The 17,855-nt window shown below is 68.8% G+C and carries 20 protein-coding genes; 1 reads left to right on the forward strand and 19 read right to left on the reverse strand.

What is annotated here, in order from left to right; all coding sequences use genetic code 11:
- Positions 1 to 192: 192 nt before the first annotated feature.
- On the forward strand, positions 193 to 1,131 hold the full coding sequence (locus ABZV40_RS16290) for a glycosyltransferase (protein WP_355441231.1): 939 nt from the start codon (positions 193 to 195) through the stop codon (positions 1,129 to 1,131).
- Here the strand turns inward: ABZV40_RS16290 and ABZV40_RS16295 are convergent.
- The 19 genes from ABZV40_RS16295 to ABZV40_RS16385 all read right to left on the reverse strand — a co-directional run bounded on the left by ABZV40_RS16295 (position 1,107) and on the right by ABZV40_RS16385 (position 17,804).
- Positions 1,107 to 1,790: an HAD family hydrolase gene (locus ABZV40_RS16295; protein ID WP_355441234.1), complete on the reverse strand. Its 684-nt coding sequence runs from the start codon at positions 1,788 to 1,790 to the stop codon at positions 1,107 to 1,109. The two genes, ABZV40_RS16290 and ABZV40_RS16295, sit on opposite strands and share 25 nt — an antisense overlap.
- Positions 1,791 to 1,816: 26 nt before the next feature.
- Positions 1,817 to 2,641 (reverse strand): HAD hydrolase family protein, encoded by an 825-nt coding sequence (locus tag ABZV40_RS16300; protein ID WP_355441237.1) that lies wholly within the window; start codon positions 2,639 to 2,641, stop codon positions 1,817 to 1,819.
- Positions 2,638 to 2,997, reverse strand: coding sequence for a hypothetical protein (locus tag ABZV40_RS16305; protein WP_355441239.1), 360 nt, complete (start codon positions 2,995 to 2,997; stop codon positions 2,638 to 2,640). The genes ABZV40_RS16300 and ABZV40_RS16305 overlap by 4 nt, the downstream gene beginning before the upstream one ends.
- Positions 2,998 to 3,011: 14 nt before the next feature.
- Positions 3,012 to 3,716: an SDR family NAD(P)-dependent oxidoreductase gene (locus tag ABZV40_RS16310; RefSeq protein ID WP_355441242.1), complete on the reverse strand. Its 705-nt coding sequence runs from the start codon at positions 3,714 to 3,716 to the stop codon at positions 3,012 to 3,014.
- On the reverse strand, positions 3,694 to 4,395 hold the full coding sequence (locus tag ABZV40_RS16315) for a phosphoribosylaminoimidazolesuccinocarboxamide synthase (RefSeq protein ID WP_355441245.1): 702 nt from the start codon (positions 4,393 to 4,395) through the stop codon (positions 3,694 to 3,696). The genes ABZV40_RS16310 and ABZV40_RS16315 overlap by 23 nt, the downstream gene beginning before the upstream one ends.
- Positions 4,396 to 4,413: 18 nt before the next feature.
- A complete protein-coding gene (locus ABZV40_RS16320) occupies positions 4,414 to 5,214 on the reverse strand; it encodes an MTAP family purine nucleoside phosphorylase (protein ID WP_355441248.1) in 801 nt (266 codons plus the stop codon).
- 22 nt (positions 5,215 to 5,236) lie between these two features.
- Positions 5,237 to 6,397 carry a hypothetical protein gene (locus tag ABZV40_RS16325; protein WP_355441252.1) on the reverse strand — a complete coding sequence of 387 codons (1,161 nt, stop codon included), beginning with the start codon at positions 6,395 to 6,397 and terminating at the stop codon, positions 5,237 to 5,239.
- Positions 6,394 to 7,047, reverse strand: coding sequence for a histidine phosphatase family protein (locus tag ABZV40_RS16330; protein WP_355441255.1), 654 nt, complete (start codon positions 7,045 to 7,047; stop codon positions 6,394 to 6,396). The genes ABZV40_RS16325 and ABZV40_RS16330 overlap by 4 nt, the downstream gene beginning before the upstream one ends.
- 7 nt (positions 7,048 to 7,054) lie before the next feature.
- Entirely contained in the window at positions 7,055 to 8,218 is a 1,164-nt protein-coding gene (locus ABZV40_RS16335; protein WP_355441258.1) for an adenosylhomocysteinase, read from the reverse strand.
- Positions 8,215 to 9,405 carry an adenosylhomocysteinase gene (locus tag ABZV40_RS16340; RefSeq protein ID WP_355441261.1) on the reverse strand — a complete coding sequence of 397 codons (1,191 nt, stop codon included), beginning with the start codon at positions 9,403 to 9,405 and terminating at the stop codon, positions 8,215 to 8,217. The genes ABZV40_RS16335 and ABZV40_RS16340 overlap by 4 nt, the downstream gene beginning before the upstream one ends.
- Complete coding sequence (locus ABZV40_RS16345) at positions 9,402 to 10,211, reverse strand: S-methyl-5'-thioadenosine phosphorylase (RefSeq protein WP_355441264.1); 810 nt, start codon at positions 10,209 to 10,211, stop codon at positions 9,402 to 9,404. Before ABZV40_RS16345 ends, ABZV40_RS16340 begins: the two co-directional genes overlap by 4 nt.
- Complete coding sequence (locus tag ABZV40_RS16350; RefSeq protein WP_355441267.1) at positions 10,204 to 11,604, reverse strand: hypothetical protein; 1,401 nt, start codon at positions 11,602 to 11,604, stop codon at positions 10,204 to 10,206. Before ABZV40_RS16350 ends, ABZV40_RS16345 begins: the two co-directional genes overlap by 8 nt.
- A gap of 37 nt (positions 11,605 to 11,641) precedes the next feature.
- Positions 11,642 to 12,895, reverse strand: a complete 1,254-nt coding sequence (gene ahcY / locus ABZV40_RS16355; protein WP_355441269.1) for an adenosylhomocysteinase — start codon at positions 12,893 to 12,895, stop codon at positions 11,642 to 11,644.
- A 7-nt stretch (positions 12,896 to 12,902) separates the two neighbouring features.
- Positions 12,903 to 13,838, reverse strand: coding sequence for a PfkB family carbohydrate kinase (locus ABZV40_RS16360; RefSeq protein WP_355441271.1), 936 nt, complete (start codon positions 13,836 to 13,838; stop codon positions 12,903 to 12,905).
- Positions 13,835 to 14,233 carry a RidA family protein gene (locus tag ABZV40_RS16365; protein ID WP_355441274.1) on the reverse strand — a complete coding sequence of 133 codons (399 nt, stop codon included), beginning with the start codon at positions 14,231 to 14,233 and terminating at the stop codon, positions 13,835 to 13,837. The genes ABZV40_RS16360 and ABZV40_RS16365 overlap by 4 nt, the downstream gene beginning before the upstream one ends.
- Positions 14,230 to 14,946 (reverse strand): SDR family oxidoreductase, encoded by a 717-nt coding sequence (locus ABZV40_RS16370; protein WP_355441276.1) that lies wholly within the window; start codon positions 14,944 to 14,946, stop codon positions 14,230 to 14,232. Before ABZV40_RS16370 ends, ABZV40_RS16365 begins: the two co-directional genes overlap by 4 nt.
- A complete protein-coding gene (locus ABZV40_RS16375; protein ID WP_355441279.1) occupies positions 14,943 to 15,533 on the reverse strand; it encodes a DJ-1/PfpI family protein in 591 nt (196 codons plus the stop codon). The genes ABZV40_RS16370 and ABZV40_RS16375 overlap by 4 nt, the downstream gene beginning before the upstream one ends.
- Positions 15,533 to 16,591, reverse strand: a complete 1,059-nt coding sequence (locus tag ABZV40_RS16380; RefSeq protein ID WP_355441282.1) for a hypothetical protein — start codon at positions 16,589 to 16,591, stop codon at positions 15,533 to 15,535. The genes ABZV40_RS16375 and ABZV40_RS16380 overlap by 1 nt, the downstream gene beginning before the upstream one ends.
- Before the next feature lie 76 nt (positions 16,592 to 16,667).
- Positions 16,668 to 17,804, reverse strand: coding sequence for a Gfo/Idh/MocA family oxidoreductase (locus ABZV40_RS16385; RefSeq protein ID WP_355441285.1), 1,137 nt, complete (start codon positions 17,802 to 17,804; stop codon positions 16,668 to 16,670).
- Positions 17,805 to 17,855: the final 51 nt, after the last annotated feature.

Genomic DNA, 17,855 nt, shown 5'->3' on the forward strand with positions numbered 1-17,855 from the left:
ATGACAGCGTCTTGACGCTCACGGTGCAAGTATTGCGCCTAGTGGTCGTCGTCGGTGGTGAACTGCCAGTCGACTCCGCGACAACGGTCAGACCACGTTGGCCGCCTTCTGCCGGACATTCCCTCACTGGCTCCACGACGAGATCGTCGCTAGCATCGCGAACCGGGGGAATCGCCGAAAGGGGAGTTCATCGTGAGTCCGCTCGTCAGTGTGGTCATACCCACCAAGAACCGTCCTGAACCGCTCGCCGAGGCATTGCGTTCCGTCGCCGCGCAAACCGTCGACGAGGTCGAGGTCGTTGTGGTGAACGACGGCGGGGTCGATGTGTCGCACGTCATCGCCGAGTTTGCGGGTGAATTGTCCACACAGCTGGTGAACCGAGATTCGAGCCAGGGCGTGGGCGACGCGCGCAACGCGGCGCTGGACGTCGCGCGCGGCAAGTACGTCAGCTTCCTGGACGACGACGACCTCTACCTGCCCGGCCACCTGGCGCGTGCGCTGAAGGTGCTCGAACAGGGCGATGTCGACTTCGTGCACGCCAACGCCGGGGTCCGCACCGACCGCGGCGCGCCGGTCGAGCAGACCGCCCGCAACTACGACCTGCCCTCGGACGTGGAGTTCCTGCACGTTCTGAACTTCGTGCCACCGCTGAGCGTGGTCTGCCGCAATCCGCGCGATCTGCCAGGCGCGCGGTTCGACGTCGACCTGCCGCTCTGCGAGGACTGGGAGATGTGGCTGCGCCTGATCCGCGTGCACGGCTACCGCTGCGCGAACGTCCCCGAAGTCACCGCGATCTACCACCGCCTCGAGAACTCGTCGAGCATGACGGCCGACGCCGACTACAACCTCGACGGTTTCCAGAGCTTCTTCGACTGCTGGAAGCGAATCTGCGCGCGGTACCCGGTCGCCGCAGATTCGCGTGCGGCGCGCTACCGGCAATTCGGTGTGCTCATGCACGAAATCATCATCGAACGGCTCATCGCGAACGTTCAGCTACCGCACCTCTATTATGAGGACATTCTCCACATCTTGTTCGACGGCTTCACGGGAAAATACCCGGACGACGAGGTCCGAGCGCGGATGGAAACGCTTCTCGACAGCGCGCGTCAATCAGACGCGATGACGAGCTGACCGGAGCCGTCCAGCACGGAGTGGACGGCTTCGAGCAAGCCCTTCACCACCGGGACGCCGAGCGCGATGAAGTGCTCGAGCGCGTGCAGCGCGTTCGACCCCGCGTGGTAGAGCACGCACGAGACGCCGCACTCCATCGCCGCTCGCGCGTCGTCGACGCTGTCTCCGACGAGCAGCACCTTGGCCGCGGGTACCCCGAGGAGATCGAGGTGCCGCTGCAGATGGGGTGCCTTGCGGGCGGACTCCGTGCCCACCAGCCCGTCGGCGCGCACGAAGAAGCCGCCGAGGTCGAACTTCTTCACGAGCGGCATCAACCGGTCGTGAGGGTGCATCGACAGCAGCGACTGGCTGCCGTTCGCGTCCCTCCACGTCTCCAGCGCCCGCACCGCGTTTTCCGTGAGCGCGATCCGCTCGCGCCTGGCGAGGTACGCAGTCTGGAAGCTCCTGTCCAGCAGGCCCTGCTCGACCCTGGTGAGCCGCCGCCCGACCAACTGCTCGTAGAACACCGGGATCGGCTGACGATGGTGCCGCTGGTAGTCCTCCCTGGTGATCGCACCGAGGCCGGCCACCGTGAACGCGTCGATCGTCGCTTCGATCAACGCCTCACCGTCGGCGAACAGGGTTCCGTTCCAGTCCCAGATGATGTGCTCCACGGCCACGCCGCTCTCCTCTCCCCACAGCTTGTCTACCGAACCTCTGCCACCCGCGCATCCACGATCCGCGCGAGCAGTTCCGCCACTCCGTCCGCGTCGTTGCCCGCGACGACCAGGTGCGCGGCGGCCCGCACCTGGTCGTCGGCGTTGCCCATCGCGACGGCGAGGCCGCCGGTGCCGAACATGACGAGGTCGTTCGGCATGTCCCCCACACAGGCGATCTCCCGCAGCGCGACGCCCGCCGCGGCCGCGATCACCCGCAACGCGGCGCCCTTGTCCGCGGCGCGCGGCGAGATCTCCAGGAACCGATGCGTGGAGTAGGTGACGACGACGTCTTCCGCCACGTCGCGCACGACAGCAGTGAGCTCGTCCGCCCGTTGCCCGGCACGAGCCGCGAGCAGCTTCAGCACTGCACCACCGCGGACGAGGTCCTCGACAGTCCGGTCGTTCGCCACCACACACCACTCGCGCGCCAGATCGGCGGGAAACTCGCTGTCCAGCACGAGATCGGACTCGGTGACCGCGCCGAGCACCAGTCCGAGCCCGCGCAGCTCGCCGACGAGGCCCAGCCCGAAGCCGCCCTCGAACACGTGCCGGCTCAGCACGGCACCGTCGCGATCGCACACGACAGCGCCGTTGCTGGCGGCCAGAAAGCCACTCAGCCCGGCGGCGCCGAGCACGACGCGTGCGTCGTGCAGAGGCCGTCCGGTCAAGTACGCGACCTCCACACCTGCGGACCGCGCGGTGGCGACGGCCGCACGCACCCGCGGGGTCACCTGGCCGTCGCGATCGAGCAGGGTGCCGTCGAGATCAGCCGCGACCAACCGGATCATGCCCATCGGCGTCGGGCCGGTCATCCCGCGTAGCCCTCATCCAGTTCGAGCACCACCGACACCAGCCGCGGTCCCTCGAGCGCGAACTCCACCCCGGCGGATCCGACCCACCGGCGCGTCGCCCTCGTGCCTTCCGCCAGCGTGATCCACAACCAGCCGGAGTCGTTGGCGATCGAGGCCACCCCTCGAACGGCCGTCCACAGCAGCTCGGGCGCGTGCAGCACGTTCACGGAGATCAGCCGGTCGTCGACGAGGTCGAGCCGGACCGGGCTGGTGAAGGTCACCCGCGTCAGGCCGTTGACCGGCTTCTCCGCGAACGTCAGCTCGACCCGCCCGATGTCAGGCCACGCGCGCACGGCCGGAACGATGGAACGCTCCACCTGCGATCCCCCCATCAGACGGCCTGCAGCCGGTCGAGCCCGGTGAGCAGCGGCACGGGGAGCTCCGACGGCCGCAGCTCGATCTCACCCACGACCGCGTCGCGCGGCGCGGTGGCGAGCCACGCCACGTGAGCGGCGACCGAGTCCGTACTCATCTTGAACTCGGACCGATCACCGTCGAGGTTCGCGATCGCGCCCGGTGAGACCAACGAGGTGCGCACACCGCGTGGCCGTTCCTCCAGCAGCAACACTTCACACACGGCCTTCAGCGCGGCCTTGGTTGCGCAGTAGGACACGCCCTGCTCGAAGAAGCGCGTTCCCGCGTGGCTGCCCATGAGCACGATCTGTCCGCGCGACGCACGCAACGCAGGAAGCGCCGCCCGAACCGCGACCAGCACGGAGGTCAGGTTCACCGTGAGGGCTTGTTCCCACTCCTTGGTGTCGAACTCCGCCACCGGCGCGAAGTAGCGGTCGACCGCGTTGGGCACCAACAGGTCCAGCCGTCCGGCGCGATCCACGACCCTGCCGACCGCCGACTCCACACCATCCACATCGGACAGGTCGACGACGATCTCGCGCTCGTGCCCGGTTGCGGTGCGGTTGAGCCGCCACACGCTCATCCCCGCCTCTTCCAGCCGGGTCGCGATGGCGAAGCCGGTGCCGCGGTTGGCGCCGGTGACGAGTGCGACCCTTCCCTCAGGCGCGATGTCGGACGTCATCGATCAGCTCCCGCCACTTCGCGACGATGGTCTTCGGGTCCGCTCCCATGCGGAACAGGTCCTTGTCCAGCGGTCCGCCGTCCGGACTCCGCAGTCGCATGCAGTCCGGGGACACCTCCGAGATGACGATCGGCTCGCCGTCGCGGTCGACGGCGATCACCAGGCAGAAGTCCCACAGATCGAGCGGTGCGAGCCATTCGCGCAGCACTTCGTTGGTGCGCAACGCGGTCTCGTGGAACGCCTCGACCGGGACGTCGAGCAGCCGCAGGTAGTCCTCACCGATCGGCTGGTCCTCCGGATCCGTGCGGTAGTCGAACTTCACCACGGGCCGCGGGAACCTGTACCCCTCCTCGAACAGTCCCGGATACTTGCGGGTCGTCGACCCCGTCGCGATGTTCTTCACGATCACCTCGAACGGCGGGGCCGGCCGGTACTTCGCGATGTAGCTGATGTCGCCCGACCGTTCCAGGAACGCGGTGCGCACCCCGGCGGTGGCGAGCTTCTCCGCCGCGAGCTCGTAGAAGTCGAGCCGGGGCTTGGCGGTGTGCTCGACCATCTCGTCACGGTCGAAGGTGAAACTGCGCAGGCTCGGCACCAGCTCCACCTGGCACGTGTCGTCGTCGATGAACCAGATTCGCTTGGAACGGCCCTCGATGTCGGGGGCCTTGGTCTTCGTCACGTCCGGATCCTCCCGATGTCAGAGCCAGCAACCGTCCATCGCGCTGCGGCAGTGGCACGACGCGTCGTCGGTCAGCGCGGCCACGACCTTGCGCACCACCGGTTCGACGCGGTGAACGTTCCGCTGGAACTCCTCCACGATCTCGCGGTGCAGGATCGGCGGCTCCCCGCTCTCCGGCTTGATCACCTCGGAGATGACGCCGTAGTCCGTGCAGTAGGACAGGTTGACGTAGCACATCTCCAGCTCGCGGGCGACCGACGCCTCCGTCGACTGCGTCATGTTGATGACGTCGGCGCCCCACGAGTTGTAGAGCCGGCTCTCCGCCTTGGTCTGGAAGCGCGGACCGTTGATGATCACCGCTGTCGCGCCGGGGTGCACCACCTCGTCCACACCCTCCAAAGAGGACAGAGCCTCCTGGCGCAACCGGTGGCAGTACGGCTCCGCGCAGTCGGCGTGCGCGCCGCCCGGCTTGTCGAACACCGACCAGTTGCGTCCCCACGTCAGATCGATGAACTGGTCGATGAGCAGGAAGTCCCCCTTGCCGACGCGCTCCGAGAGACTGCCGACGACGTTGAACCCGAGGATCTGCTTCGCGCCGAGCTCCTTCATCGCCGCGACATTGGCGGTGTAGGGCACGCGATGCGGCAGGTACTCGTGGTTGCGGCCGTGCCGCGGCAGGAACCCGATCGTCTTGCCCGCCCACTCCGCGATCGTGATGGGCGAGCTCGGGTCACCGTACTCCGTTTTGACCTCCACCTCCTTCGTACCTTCGAAGAACTCGTAGAACCCCGTGCCTCCGATGAAACCCAGATCGATCAACAGAACTCCCCCCGAAAGGTCCTTATCGCGAACGCCCCCAGAGCAGCCCGAAGAGGGACAGCACCGCGACGAGCGCCGCGAACCCGTTGAACGCGGCCCCCAGGCCGACCAGCGTGATGACCCCGCCGACCCCGAAGCTCGCGATGGTGGTGCCGAGATAGCACCAGATGAAGAACAGCGAGATCGCCTTGCCGCGACTCGCGTCGTCGGCGTGCACGGCGACGAGCTGAGTCGCGCCCTGCAAACCGAAACCCTGACCGATGCCGCAGAGCACCGCCGCCGCGACCATGAACCAGATGTTCGAGAACACCACGGCGCCCACCAGTGCGAGCGAGCCGATGGCGTTGAACACCAGACCGAACCCGGTGACACCGAGATCGCTCCGCTTGAGGTGCACCGCACCGAAGATCGCGGACAGGATGAAGCACAGCGCGACCAGGAAGCCCTGCACGCCACCGCTGCGCACGCCCACGATCGACTCCAGCACGACCGACCCGAGCGACGCGAGCAGGCCGCCGGAGGCGAACGCGCAGAAACCCGTCAGCAGCGCGATCCGGCCGGGCACACCGGCGAGCATGGACTTCACGACCGCGCCGATCGAGGCCTGTTCCCCAGCGCCCGCACCCAGTCCGGCCGGCACGCGCATGAACGGCATCACCGCGAGCGTCGCGACGATCTGCACGACCCAGACCAACTGGCCCTTCCACGGCGCGAACTCCAGCAGCAGACCGCTCCACAGCGGACCGGCCGCGAGACCGACCGCGTTGGCGGACGTGGTGAACCGGCCGACCGTCTTGTTCACGTTCGAGAGGTCGAGCTGAGCGAGCAGCACGGGTACCGCACCGGTGAACACGCCCAGCACGACGCCCTGGGTGAAATGCCCCGCGAACAACGAGAACGCACCGTTGGCGTAGAGGAACAGCACGTCGGCGACGATCGACAACGCGCAGGCCCACACCAGCACGTACCGGTGGTGCACCACCCTCGGCATGATCACGAGACCGGCCAGCGTGCCCAGCACGTACGTGGCGAACAGCATGCTGACGGTCGCGGCGGTGATGCCGAGAGTCGCCTGGTACACCGGGTACAGCGGGGCGGGCAGGCCGCTCGGCATGTGCAGCAGCATCAGGCCGAACGCCAGCACGAGAGCGGATCGGCGAGCGTCCTTGGTCATGGTGCTCATGCCGCCACCCCCGCCTTGTCCGGAGCGATCCGCCACTCGTCCGGCAGGTGGCTGACGTCGCCGATCGCCTTGAGGGTCACCCGGTCACCCGCGAACCGCAGGTGCGACAGCGACCCCACGGACACGTTGCCGATCTCGCGGTAGCGGGAGGGCGGGAGGCCGAGGAAGAAGGACAGGACGAGGCGCACAGGTGCTTTGTGGGTCACGACAGCGATCTTTCCACCCTCGCGCAAGGCGTCCCGAACAGCCGCGACGGCCCGTGCCATCACGGTCAGTCCCGTCTCCCCGCCCGGTGGCGAGAACAGCGCCGGGTCGAACTCCCACCGCCGCAGCAACTCCTGGTCGACGTCGGCCGGCAGCTGGTCCTCCCAGTCGCCGAAGTGGAGTTCCCGCAACCGTTCGTCGACCGTCACCTGCAGCCCGTGCTGCGCGGCGACCGCCGCCGCGGTCGCGCGGGTGCGTGCCGATGGGCTCGTGTGCACGGCACGCGTGCCGGCCAGAGCGGGGTGCCCGGCGACGAGCTTCGCCATCTGCTCGCCCACCGGGGTGAGCACACCCTCGTGGGCACCGCAGAACCTGCCCGGCGCGGTGCAGTGGGTCTGCCCGTGCCGGATGAGCACGACCTCGCCGTGGAGTCCTTCAGCACGCATCGCTTTCCTACTTCTCGTCCAGCTCGATGCCCAGCGCCTTCGCCAGCGCCGTGGCCACGTACTCGTCGCACTCCGGTGGCAACGCGTGCAGTCCGGGTGCCAGGTCGCCCGCCTTCGGCAGGACCAGTTGCAGTGCCAGCACCTGGCTCGCGAAGGTCACGTCCATGACCTCGCTCGCGTTCCCGCGGCCTGCCGAGAGGTTGACGATGTGCCCGCCGCCCAGCAGTTCCACGGTCCTGCCGTTGGAGAGCCGCAGTTCCTCCAGTCCTGGCGCGAGCTCCCTGCGCTCGGCGGTGAGCGCGTCGAGCGCGTCCTGGTCGATCTCCCACGGCAGGTGCCCGCCGTTGGCCAGGACGGCACCGCTCTTCATCGCGAGCAGGTCGTCCCGCCCGATGACGCCGGGCTTGCCGGTGACCGTGCAGAAGAAGTCGCCGATCTTGGCGGCCTCGCGCATGGGCAGCACCTCGTAGCCGTTCAGCACGGCGAGCAACGCCTTGGTGGCGCTGACCTCTGTGACGACGACCCGTGCGCCCAGCCCGCGCGCCTTCTGCGCCACACCCGATCCGACCCTGCCGTGCCCGGCCACGACGAACACCTTGCCCGCCAGCAACCTCGCGCTGACCGTGGCGATCGTCTCGACGAGCGACTGCGCCGTGCCGTGCGGGTTGTCGACGGCGTCCTTGCCGAAGGACTCGTCGCTCTTGATCACCGGGAACCGCAGCGCGACCTCGGCGAGCGCCGCGAGCCCGTCCGGGGTCTTCTCGGTGGCCAGCACCGGCGCCGGCAGGTGCGCGAAGTCCCGGTGCAGCGCGGAGATCAGCACCGCGCCCTCGTCGAGCACGAGTGTCGGACCCTCCGGCCACACGCTGAGAACCTGGTGCGCGCCGTGGAGGAGGTCGGCCTCGGACATGCCGCGCTTCCCGTGCACGGCAACGCCGTCCTGGCGCATGGCCGCGGCGATCTCTTCGTCGGTGGTGGTCGTGCTGGACGCGCACCACGCGATCTCGGCGCCGAGCGCGAGCAAGGTCCGCACCTGCACCGCGGTCTCGGCGGTGACGTGCCCGCACAACGCGATCCGGTGGCCGTTCAGCGGAGCGACCTCACCGAACTCACGCCTGATGGCCGCCAGCACCGGCATGCGCGCGGTTGCCGTGTCGAGCTTCACCGTCATGCCGCTGTCTCCTCGTCGATCCGGATGCCCATCGCGGCGAGCTTGCGCCGCGCGACGTCCTCGTCCTGCTCCGCCGTCACCTCGTGCACACCGGCACCCGGGACCCCGACACCCAGTGCCAACGTGGCCAGCGCCTGATTCGCGAAGGTCACGTCCATGACTTCGCTGGGATTCCCCTCGCCGGCCGCGAGGTTCACCAGGCCGCCGCCCGCGAGCAGATCCACGTACCGGCCGTCGCGCAGGTGGTGCCTGGCCACGTGCGGGCGCACCTGCTCCACCTCGGCGGTACGTTCCGCGAGGTCGGCGAGGTTGATCTCGGTGATCGAGTGCCCGGTGTTGCACAACACCGCCCCCGACGGCAGCACGTCGAGCTGCTCGCCCGTGACGACGTCCGGGTAGCCCGTTGCGGTGCAGAGGAAATCGGCCTGTGCCGCCGCCTTCACCGGCGACAGCACCTCGAAACCGGCCAGCCGCGCGCGGACCGCGGTTTCGTTGCTGCGGCACGTGACGATCACCCGTGCCCCCAGGCCGGCCGCGCGCACCGCAACACCGCGGCCGACGTGCCCGAACCCGGCGACGACGAACCGCTTGCCGGCGAGCAGCGCACCGGTCGCCCGCAGGATGCCGTCGACGGTGGACTGACCTGTGCCGTAGGTGTTGTCCACCTCCCACTTGGTGACGATGTCGTTCACCGACACCACGGGGAAGTCCAGTTCCAGCTCGCGGACGCGCCGCGAGCCCTCGGTGGTCTTCTCGGTCGCCGCGACGAGCTCCGGGAACGCGGACCGGTTGCGCACGACCCGTTCGATCATGCGGGAACCGTTGTCCAGCACGATGGTCGGACCGGCGGGGTACGCCTTCAGCACGTCGTCGATGCCCTGCTCGACCTCGGCCGTCGTCATGCCACGCCGCCCGAACACCTGGACTCCGGCGGCCCGCAGTGCCTCCGCGACCTCGTCCTGCGTGGACACCTCGTCACCGCCCGTCCACGCGACCTCGGCGCCCGCAGCGACCAGGAGTTCCACGAGGACACCGGTTTCCTTCGTGAGGTGCACGCACCCGCTGACGCGGTGACCGGCCAGCGGGCGGGTCCGGGCGGCCTCGCGCTGGATTCCGTCGAGCACGGGCATCTGGGAGCGTGCGAAGCGGAGCGCCTCGCGCCCCGCCCGCACCAGGTCCTCCGTCACGTCCGAGCCCCCGCGAGCGCCGCCTGGCACCCGCACTCCGCCGACTCGGGCATTGCGGCGACCAGCCGGCGCACGATGTCCAGCACGCGCTCGGAGTCAGCGCTGAACGCCTTGAGCACGCCGTCATGCGTGACGACCTCGGCACTCTCCTCACCGACGACCTCGGCGGCCGCGACGTCGTAGTCGGTGATGTAGGAGAGGTTGGCGTAGCAGAGTTCCAGCTCGCGGGCCAGCACGACCTCCGGGTACTGCGTCATGTTCACCAGGTGCCAGCCCTGGCTGGAGAACCACCGGCTCTCCGCCCTGGTCGAGAACCGCGGTCCCTGGATCACCACGACGGTGCCGCTCGGGTGCACGGTCGCGTCCGCGCCGACGAGTGCCTTCGCGGAGGTCTCCCGCAGCCGGGCGCAGTACGGGTCCGCCGAGCTGATGTGCGCGCCGATGTCACCCGAGAAGAACGTGTCGGGACGCCCGGTGGTGCGGTCGACGAACTGATCCACCAGCACGAAGTCGCCCTTGCGGTACTCGGGCTGCAGGCTGCCGACGGTGTTGAACGCGACGACCTGCCGAACGCCGAGCTGCTTGAGAGCCCACAGGTTCGCCCGGTACGGCACCTCGGACGGCAGGAAGTCGTGGTTGCGCCCGTGCCGCGGGAGGAAAGCGACTCTCTTGCCGGACACGGTCGCGATGCTGATAGGTGCCGACGGCTCGCCGTAGGGCGTGCTGAGCTTCACGTCCTCGGCGTCCTCGAGGAACTTGTAAAAGCCGGTGCCGCCGATGATGGCGATGCCAACCTCGTCAGTCATGGTCAACTCCCCAATTGGTTCCGTTTGTCAGCTGTTCCTCGACGGAGTGCATGAGCGCACGGGTCGATTGCTCGTCGCCGAGTTCGCCGTACATCCGCACTCCCCCCTCAGTTGTCGATGTGCGCAACAACAGCCATTGCCCGTCCGGCAACCAGAACTTCGTCCCGTCCACCTCGGTGATCTCGGCCGGCTCCAGCCCGCAGGTCCGCAGTGCCGCACTGCCGATCCCGCGCAGATCCGGCACATCGGCGTCCACTTTGGACTCGAACCAGCAGAGGTCGCCCACCCGCCCGCGCAGGTCGTCGAGCAACTCCGCGAGCGAGGCGGCCGTGCCACCCAGCAGGTCCGCCAGCAGGACGATCGCGGCGAACGGGTCGCGATCCAGGCCGAACTCGGTGAAGCTCAGATCGCCCACCGCACCGCCTGCGAGGTCCACGCCGTTCGTCGCCAGCAACGGTGCCAGGTGCTTGAAGCCGACGCCCACCTCGTGCACCGGTGCCCCGATGCGCCGGGCGACCTCGCGCACCGCCGTGCCGGTCGACACCGTGACGGCGACGCCGGCGGTGGGAACGCCGAGCTCCTCCCTGCGCTCCAGCAACAAGGCGAGCAGTTCGTGCGGCTGGACCGTCCTGCCCCGATGGTCCAGCACGTAGACGCGGTCGCCGTCGCCGTCCAGCACGATCGCCAGATCCGTGCGGTGCCCGGCGGCTCGCTCGCGCGACGCGGGCACCGACGGGTCGGGCACGATGCCGCCGAAGTCCGGATCCGGCGCACAGGCCGTGCGGGTCACCGTCCAGCCGAGCTGCTCGCACAGCCGTGCCACGGGTTCTCCGGCCACCCCGCCGAGACCGTCGACGGTGACCGCGAGCGGCCTGCGCATGCCGGCCCGCGCAAGTACCTCGGTGATGTGCTTGCCCACCAACGCTTCCGGTGACTCCACCGCGATCTCGCCCTGGGGCAGCGCGTCGAGCCGGTGGGTCCGGAAACGCGTGTCGATCTCGGACTCCAGCTCGCGCGGCAGCGGACATCCCGGTGCCACCTTCACCTTGAGCCCGTTCCACCGCGCCGGGTTGTGGCTCGCCGTCACCAGCAGCGCGATGTCAGCCTCACCACGCCGCACGGCCGCTGTGGCGGTCGGAGTGGGCAGGTGCGGCACGAGCCGCACCTGCCGTGCTCCCGCCGCCAGTGCGGCGCGTGCGGCCGCCGCGGCGGCCTCGGCTCCAGCACGACGGCCGTCGTAGGTGACCAGCACAACCGGCGCACCGGTGGCGAGGCCGACGCGGTCGACCACACAGGCCGCGAGCGAAGCTGTCCCGGCAAGGGTGAAACCGTCGCCGATGACGCCTCGCCAACCGTCGGCACTGGCCTTCAGACCCAACTGCGGCTCGCTCACGCCGAACCTCCCCCCGTTGCTCCGCGGTGACGCCGGATCAGGTGCCGATGCGCCAGTCGGTCAGGTACTGCTGCTGCGCGTCGTTCAGCGTGTCGATGGACACGCCGTACGCCTCGAGCTTCGCCGAGGCCACGACGTTCTCGATCGACCTCGGGATCTCGTGCACGCCCGGCTTCATCGCCGCGGCGTTCTCGATCAGGTACTGAACTCCCAGCGCCTGCGTGGAGAACGTCATGTCCATGACCTCGGCCGGGTGGGCCTCAGCCGCGGACTGGCCGACCAAGCGGCCCTCGGCGAGCAGAATGATGCGCGGGCCCTCCGGCAGCACGTACTCGACGCAGTTCGGCCGCAGCTCACGCCGGTCCACGGCGGTCTTCTGCAGTGCCTCGACCGCGATCTCGACGTCGAAGTGGCCGGAGTTGCAGACCACCGCGCCGTCCTTCATGCGCTCCATGTGCGAGAGCGTGATCACGTCACGGTTGCCGGTCACCGTCACGTAGATGTCACCGTGCGCGAGTGCGTCGTCCAGCTTCATCACCAGCAGGCCGTCGAGCTTGGCCTCCAGCGCGCGCACCGGGTCGATCTCGGTGATGATCACGTTCGCGCCCATGCCGCGAGCACGCATCGCAACACCCCGGCCGCACCAGCCGTAGCCGATGACGACGACGGTGGAGCCGGCGAGGAGCATGTTGGTCGCACGCAGGATGCCGTCGATCGTGTTCTGGCCGGTGCCGTACCGGTTGTCGAAGAGGTGCTTGGTCGCCGCGTCGTTCGTCGGCAGCACCGGATACCGCAGCGCGCCGTCGTTCGCCATGTTGCGCATGCGGAGCACACCGGTCGACGTCACCTCGGTCCCGCCGATGATGTCTTCCAGCAGCTGCGGGTAGTCGTTGTGGATGATCGACGTCAGGTCGGCGCCGTCGTCCACCACGATCGTCGGCCGGATGTCGAGCACACCCTGCACCTGCTTGTAGAACGTCTCGCGGTCGCACCCGTAGATCGCGAAGACCTCCGCGCCGATGTCGCGCTGGATGGACGCGGCGACGTCGTCCTTGGTGGACAACGGGTTCGACGCGCACAGTGCCAGCTCGGCACCGCCGGCGACGAGCGCCTTGCACATGTTCGCGGTCTCGGTCGTGACGTGCAGACAAGCCGCGATCCGATGGCCGGCGAACGGCTTGGTCTCGGCGAAGCGCTCCGTCAGCGCGGCCAGGACCGGCATCCGGCGCGAGGCGAACTCGATCTTGGTTTGCCCTGCGTCTGCCAGCGAGATGTCTCGCAGCATGCTCATGGTTGATTCATCCGTTTCTGTTCTCGGACACGTGCTGAAGGAGGTCCGGCAGCGTCGCGAGCCGTGATCTCGCCCCAGTGGCGCCCACAGCGAGCGCGCCACTCACGTTAGCGGTAGCCAAACGACTACTTGCAGTGACACCCGCCAGCTTGGTCAGCAGGTATGTGGCGGCGAACGCGTCACCCGCGCCCGTCGGGTCGACGACCGGCACTCTGCGTGCGGGCATGACTATCTCCTCACTCCCGTGCCGCAGCATTGAGCCGTCACCACCGAGCGTCACGACGAGCTCGCCCGGCACATCGGCCACGTGCCTGGCCAGCTGATCTCGTTCCGTCCGGTTGACGAACACCACGTCGCAGTGCGGAACCACCTGTGCGGCAACGGGATGGGCGGAGTACACCCCACCAGGCGTCCAGCAGAGCAGCCCCTTCTGGCTGCGAACCGCGCGCAACGCCTCGACGTTCGGGTCGAACAGCATCACGGCGTCGTACTCGTCGTCGAGGACGTCCCGCAGGTCGTCCGCGCCGAACGAGTCGTTCGCGCCGCGGATCAGCAGCATGTAGTGCTTCTCCCCGAACACCGGGATCACCACGCGCCCGGTCTGCTGGTCCGCACGCCGCCGCACGCCCGTGACGTCGACGCCGCGGTCGACCAGGTCGGCGATCAGCAGATCGCCGTCCGGGTCCGTGCCGACCGCGCCGGCGACGCTCACCTGGATGCCGAGCGCGGCGAGCGCGGACGCGCAGTTCCCCGCGTGGCCGCCGACGAGGGTGGTGGCCGTGTGCACCTCCACCGCACCTTCGTCCGGTGGCTGTTCGCCACGGGTCTCGAGGATGAGGTCGACGTTGAGCGAGCCGACGACGAGGACCCGTGCCCCCGTCGCGGCCGCCCACAGCCGTTCACCGTCTACTTCGGACAGGGCTTGGTCGAGTGCCGCGCTCATGTCCCCGCCACCACGGCGATCCCGCTGATCTCCACCAGACAACCGTCCTCGACCAGACTCGACACCTCGACGAGCGCACTCGTCGGCGGGGGGTTGGACAGCACGCGGTTGCGCACCCCCGACACCGCAGCGAAGTCGCGCTTGACGTCCACGACGTAGATCACGACGCTGACGAGGTCCGCCAGAGTCGCCTGTGCCTGGGCGAGCACCTGCTCGATGCGCTCGAACACGATCTCGGTCTGCTTCGCCGCGTCGCCGGGGGCGACGACGTTGCCTTGTTCGTCCGTCGCGACCTGACCGCTGACGAACACGAACCGGCCGCCGTCGACGGACAGCCCCGGCGAGTACTTGCCCACCGGCTTCGAATGTCCTCGGGGGACGAGCGTGGTCTTCATGGCACCCTCTCCGGGAACGGGCCGTAGGTGGAGGTCATCGCCGCGAGCTCGAGCCGGCGCACCTCGACGTGACCGGGCAGGTCGAAAAGACCGCCGACCACCTCCGCGACGTCGTCCGCGCTGAGTGAGCCCTCGCGCGTCCCCGGCCCTGCTTCGGCGTAGCTGCCCTGGAAGTACGTGTCGACACGACTGGGCAGCAACGCGCTGATCCGCACACCGCTTTCCCTCACCTCGCGCCGGACGACCTCCAGCAGTGCCGCCATACCGGCCTTCGACGCCGTGTAGGCGGCGCGTCCGGCGTGCGGATAGCGCACCGAATCGGAGAGCATGCCGACCACGAGCCCTTGTGCCGCAAGCCTTGGCAGGACTGCGCGCAGCACGTGGTACGAACCGTCGAGGTTCGTCCTGACGGTGGCGGACCACATGTCGGGCGTGACGTCGCCCAACGGTGCCCACCTGCCGCTGCCCGCGTTGAGCACGACCCCGGCGAGCTGCGGCAGCGCTTCCGCCGCCGCGTCGACCTGAGTCGCGTCGCCGACGTCGACCGCGGCCGTGCGCACCCGGACGGCACCGACCTCGGCGGCCACCGAGGTCAGCGCTTCCTGGTCACGTGCCCACAGCAGGAGATCGAACCCGGACTTCGCGAGCCGCCGCGCGACCGCCGCGCCGATGCCCCGGCTCGCGCCGGTCACCAGCACCCAGCCCCGTGTCATGACGCACTCCTTCCCGGCCGGAGCTCCATCCGCGTGGAGATCGGCTCGACCAGGTCCGCCGCGAAGTCCGCGAGCAGCGCGAACGCCAGGTCGACGGACTTCACCGAGTCGCGCTGGTCGCCGCCCACCGTGCTGACTCCTCTGTCGCGCACCAGGCCGCGGACGACCTCCCCGACCTGGTGCGCGCGAAGCAGGTCCCGCTTTCCGTGGTGCACAGCGACCTTGCGGCCGTCCGCGAGGCCCGCCGCCGCGATGAGCAGAGTGCCGGAACAGACTCCGTACACCGCCGCTCCTCTGGAGCCGGCCGCCCGCAACACCTCTCGCAGCTCGGCGTCGGCCGCCGCGTCCACCGCACCGCGCCCGCCCGGCACGACGACGGCGTCGGCGCACGCCACCGCGGCGAGATCGGTGCCCGCTGTGAAGGTGACGCCACCCGACCCCGTGATCTGCTCCTCGCGTGCGGCGATGCGCACGTCGAGCCGCGGCGCGGCCTTCGTGAGCACGGAGTACGCGCCGAACAGGTCGAGCTCGTCGACTCGCGGATACGCGAGCACGACGACCCGGACGGGTGCGGTGGTGGCTGCCATCACTGGGCCGCCGTGACTCCGTCGAGCTGCTGCAGCGATTCGCGCACGTCGGCGGCCGAGTACTTCGGGTGCCCACCGGCCGGCGACTTCAGCACCGGCACCGCCGCGGCCGAGAACCCACCCGCGTTGGCGCGCTTCGCCGCCGCCGCCACGCGGATCAAGTCGATGATCACACCGGCCGCGTTGCTGGAGTCCTGCACCTTGAGCTTGAGGTCGAGCGAGACCGGCGTACCGGCCCAGCCCTGACCCTCCACGTTGAGGATCGCGACCTTGTTGTCCTTGAGCTGCCCGATGAACCCGGCGGACGGGATGACCTCGACCCGTGTGGTGTCGACGCCCTCCTGGGCCAGCGCGTTCAGCTTCGACTGGCGCTTGCTCGCGCCGGCGTCGCGCAGGTTGCGGAAGTCCTCGTTGCCGCCGAAGTTCAGCTGGTAGCTGCTCGACAGCGTGAGACCGCGGTCGCTGAGCAGACCGAGCAGCACGCGGTGCACGACCGACGTGCCGAGGTGGCTCGCCAAGTCGTCACCGATCAGCGGCACGCCCGCCGCCTCGTACGCGGCCAGCAGCTCCTCGTCCCGCGCCGCGAGCTCCGGCGTGCAGTTGACGAACGCCACGCCGGCCTCCAGGGCCGCCTTCGCGTACGCCGTCGCCGCCCACTGCAGACCGGTCGGCAGTGAGTACAGCAGCACTTCGGCACCGCTTTCCCGCAGCCTCGAAACCACGGCGTCGAACTGCTGCGGCGTGAAGTCCGCGGACAGGCCCTCGTCGACGACCACGTCGGGATTGGGCAGGTCGACGTCGAGGCGCGGGTAGTTGTTCGGCGGGGCGAGAACGGCGTCCCCGAACTTCGCCCCCACCTTGTCGGGGTGCACGTCGAACGCCGCGACGAACTCGATGTCAGAAACGCCGATACCGCCGATGCGCGGCAGCTTGATGCCGGGGAAGTCCTCCTCGGACGTCCCCTCGGCGGCCAGCTTGCGATAGAACTCGGCCCCTTGGAACAACGCCGAGATGTTGTTGCCCATACCGGCGACAGCAAGAAGGATTGGCTTTGACATTTCCTTACCCCTCCCCAGGCAGGCGAACACCGCCCACTCGCCCCGGAAAAGGGGCAGGGCGATGTGCACACACTGCTCAAATTTGGTTCAGTGAACCTGTCAGGATTACTGACGGCGTTGCGCCGCCAAGACGCAAGGCCTCGTCGACCAGCAATTGAGCCGCATATCCGTCCAAAAACGACGCGGACTCGGGATCCCGTGCCAGCAACGCGGCATAAGGATTCATGGCGTCCGGACCGAACCGCACGTCCAGCTGATCGGACCCCGCCGACCGAACGGTGAGCGTGGCACTGCCGTCGTCCGGGTCCGCTGTGAGCACGGCGACACCCTGAGTTCCGGAAACCTGGACGCGGAACGTCCTGTAGCCGCTGGACACGCGTGACACGAACACCCGCGCACCCGCTGTGCCGTTGCTCAGCAGAACCTCGGCGACATCGTCGGTCTCGCACTCGACCGCCACCGAGCCGTCGATCGCCTGCCGTCGCGGCCACACGACCGACGCGGTGGCCGCGGTGGCCGACCAGTCACCCGGTACCAGCCACCTGACCTGGTCGAACAGATGCACCCCCATGTCGCCGAGTGCACCTCCGCCGGCGGTTTGCCACCTGTGCCGCCACGGCCACGCCGTCGTCGGGCCGGCCAGGAAGTCGTGCCGGAACTCGAGATCGAGGTGCACCACCTCGCCGAGCTGCCCCATGGAGACCAGCTCTTTCAGCCTCCGGAACGCCGTGTTCGCGCGCCATTGGAACGTCACGGCGTTGGCCACACCGGCGGCCTTCGCGCGATCGGCGATCCTGGCCGCACTCGCCACGTCCGCGGCCAGCGGCTTGTCGCTGACGACCGTCAGCCCCGCCGTCACGGCAGCATTGACGTACAGCTCGTGAGTTGCCGGTGGACTCGCCACGGCAACCGCGTCCACTTCGCCCGATTCGATGACCGCCAGCGGATCGCCGGTCACCCCCGGAACACCGAACTCGGCGGCCAGTTCCCGTGCACGTCTCTCATCGCTGGAAAAGCCGATGAACCGCACCTCAGCTCCTGGACATTCCGACAACCAGGAGAGATGCTGTCGCCCGAAGCCAGTACCGATCACAATTGTTCGCAAGGCCAAGCCTCCCCCAGGCTGCTTTACTCTGCGTTGTCCAACACCTTGGCACAGAATCAACGCACTACGCAACCACCTTGCAACTGCTGCACAGGTGCGCGGAGTCACCAGGGCATCATCGCGACTTCCAGGTGAACGGTTCATGACCGACACCCGACG

The sequence above is a fragment of the Lentzea sp. NPDC004782 genome, from assembly GCF_040609115.1.
Classification (GTDB): domain Bacteria; phylum Actinomycetota; class Actinomycetes; order Mycobacteriales; family Pseudonocardiaceae; genus Lentzea.

What these genes read in the sequence shown, in the direction of transcription:
- ABZV40_RS16300 (WP_355441237.1), bottom strand. Translation starts at nt 2,641, where the DNA reads ATGACCGGCCCGACGCCGATGGGCATGATCCGGTTGGTCGCGGCTGAT.
- ABZV40_RS16310 (WP_355441242.1), bottom strand. Translation starts at nt 3,716, where the DNA reads ATGACGTCCGACATCGCGCCTGAGGGAAGGGTCGCACTCGTCACCGGC.
- ABZV40_RS16325 (WP_355441252.1), bottom strand. Translation starts at nt 6,397, where the DNA reads ATGAGCACCATGACCAAGGACGCTCGCCGATCCGCTCTCGTGCTGGCG.
- ABZV40_RS16330 (WP_355441255.1), bottom strand. Translation starts at nt 7,047, where the DNA reads ATGCGTGCTGAAGGACTCCACGGCGAGGTCGTGCTCATCCGGCACGGG.
- ABZV40_RS16335 (WP_355441258.1), bottom strand. Translation starts at nt 8,218, where the DNA reads ATGACGGTGAAGCTCGACACGGCAACCGCGCGCATGCCGGTGCTGGCG.
- ABZV40_RS16345 (WP_355441264.1), bottom strand. Translation starts at nt 10,211, where the DNA reads ATGACTGACGAGGTTGGCATCGCCATCATCGGCGGCACCGGCTTTTAC.
- ahcY (WP_355441269.1), bottom strand. Translation starts at nt 12,895, where the DNA reads ATGAGCATGCTGCGAGACATCTCGCTGGCAGACGCAGGGCAAACCAAG.
- ABZV40_RS16360 (WP_355441271.1), bottom strand. Translation starts at nt 13,838, where the DNA reads ATGAGCGCGGCACTCGACCAAGCCCTGTCCGAAGTAGACGGTGAACGG.
- ABZV40_RS16365 (WP_355441274.1), bottom strand. Translation starts at nt 14,233, where the DNA reads ATGAAGACCACGCTCGTCCCCCGAGGACATTCGAAGCCGGTGGGCAAG.
- ABZV40_RS16370 (WP_355441276.1), bottom strand. Translation starts at nt 14,946, where the DNA reads ATGACACGGGGCTGGGTGCTGGTGACCGGCGCGAGCCGGGGCATCGGC.
- ABZV40_RS16375 (WP_355441279.1), bottom strand. Translation starts at nt 15,533, where the DNA reads ATGGCAGCCACCACCGCACCCGTCCGGGTCGTCGTGCTCGCGTATCCG.
- ABZV40_RS16380 (WP_355441282.1), bottom strand. Translation starts at nt 16,591, where the DNA reads ATGTCAAAGCCAATCCTTCTTGCTGTCGCCGGTATGGGCAACAACATC.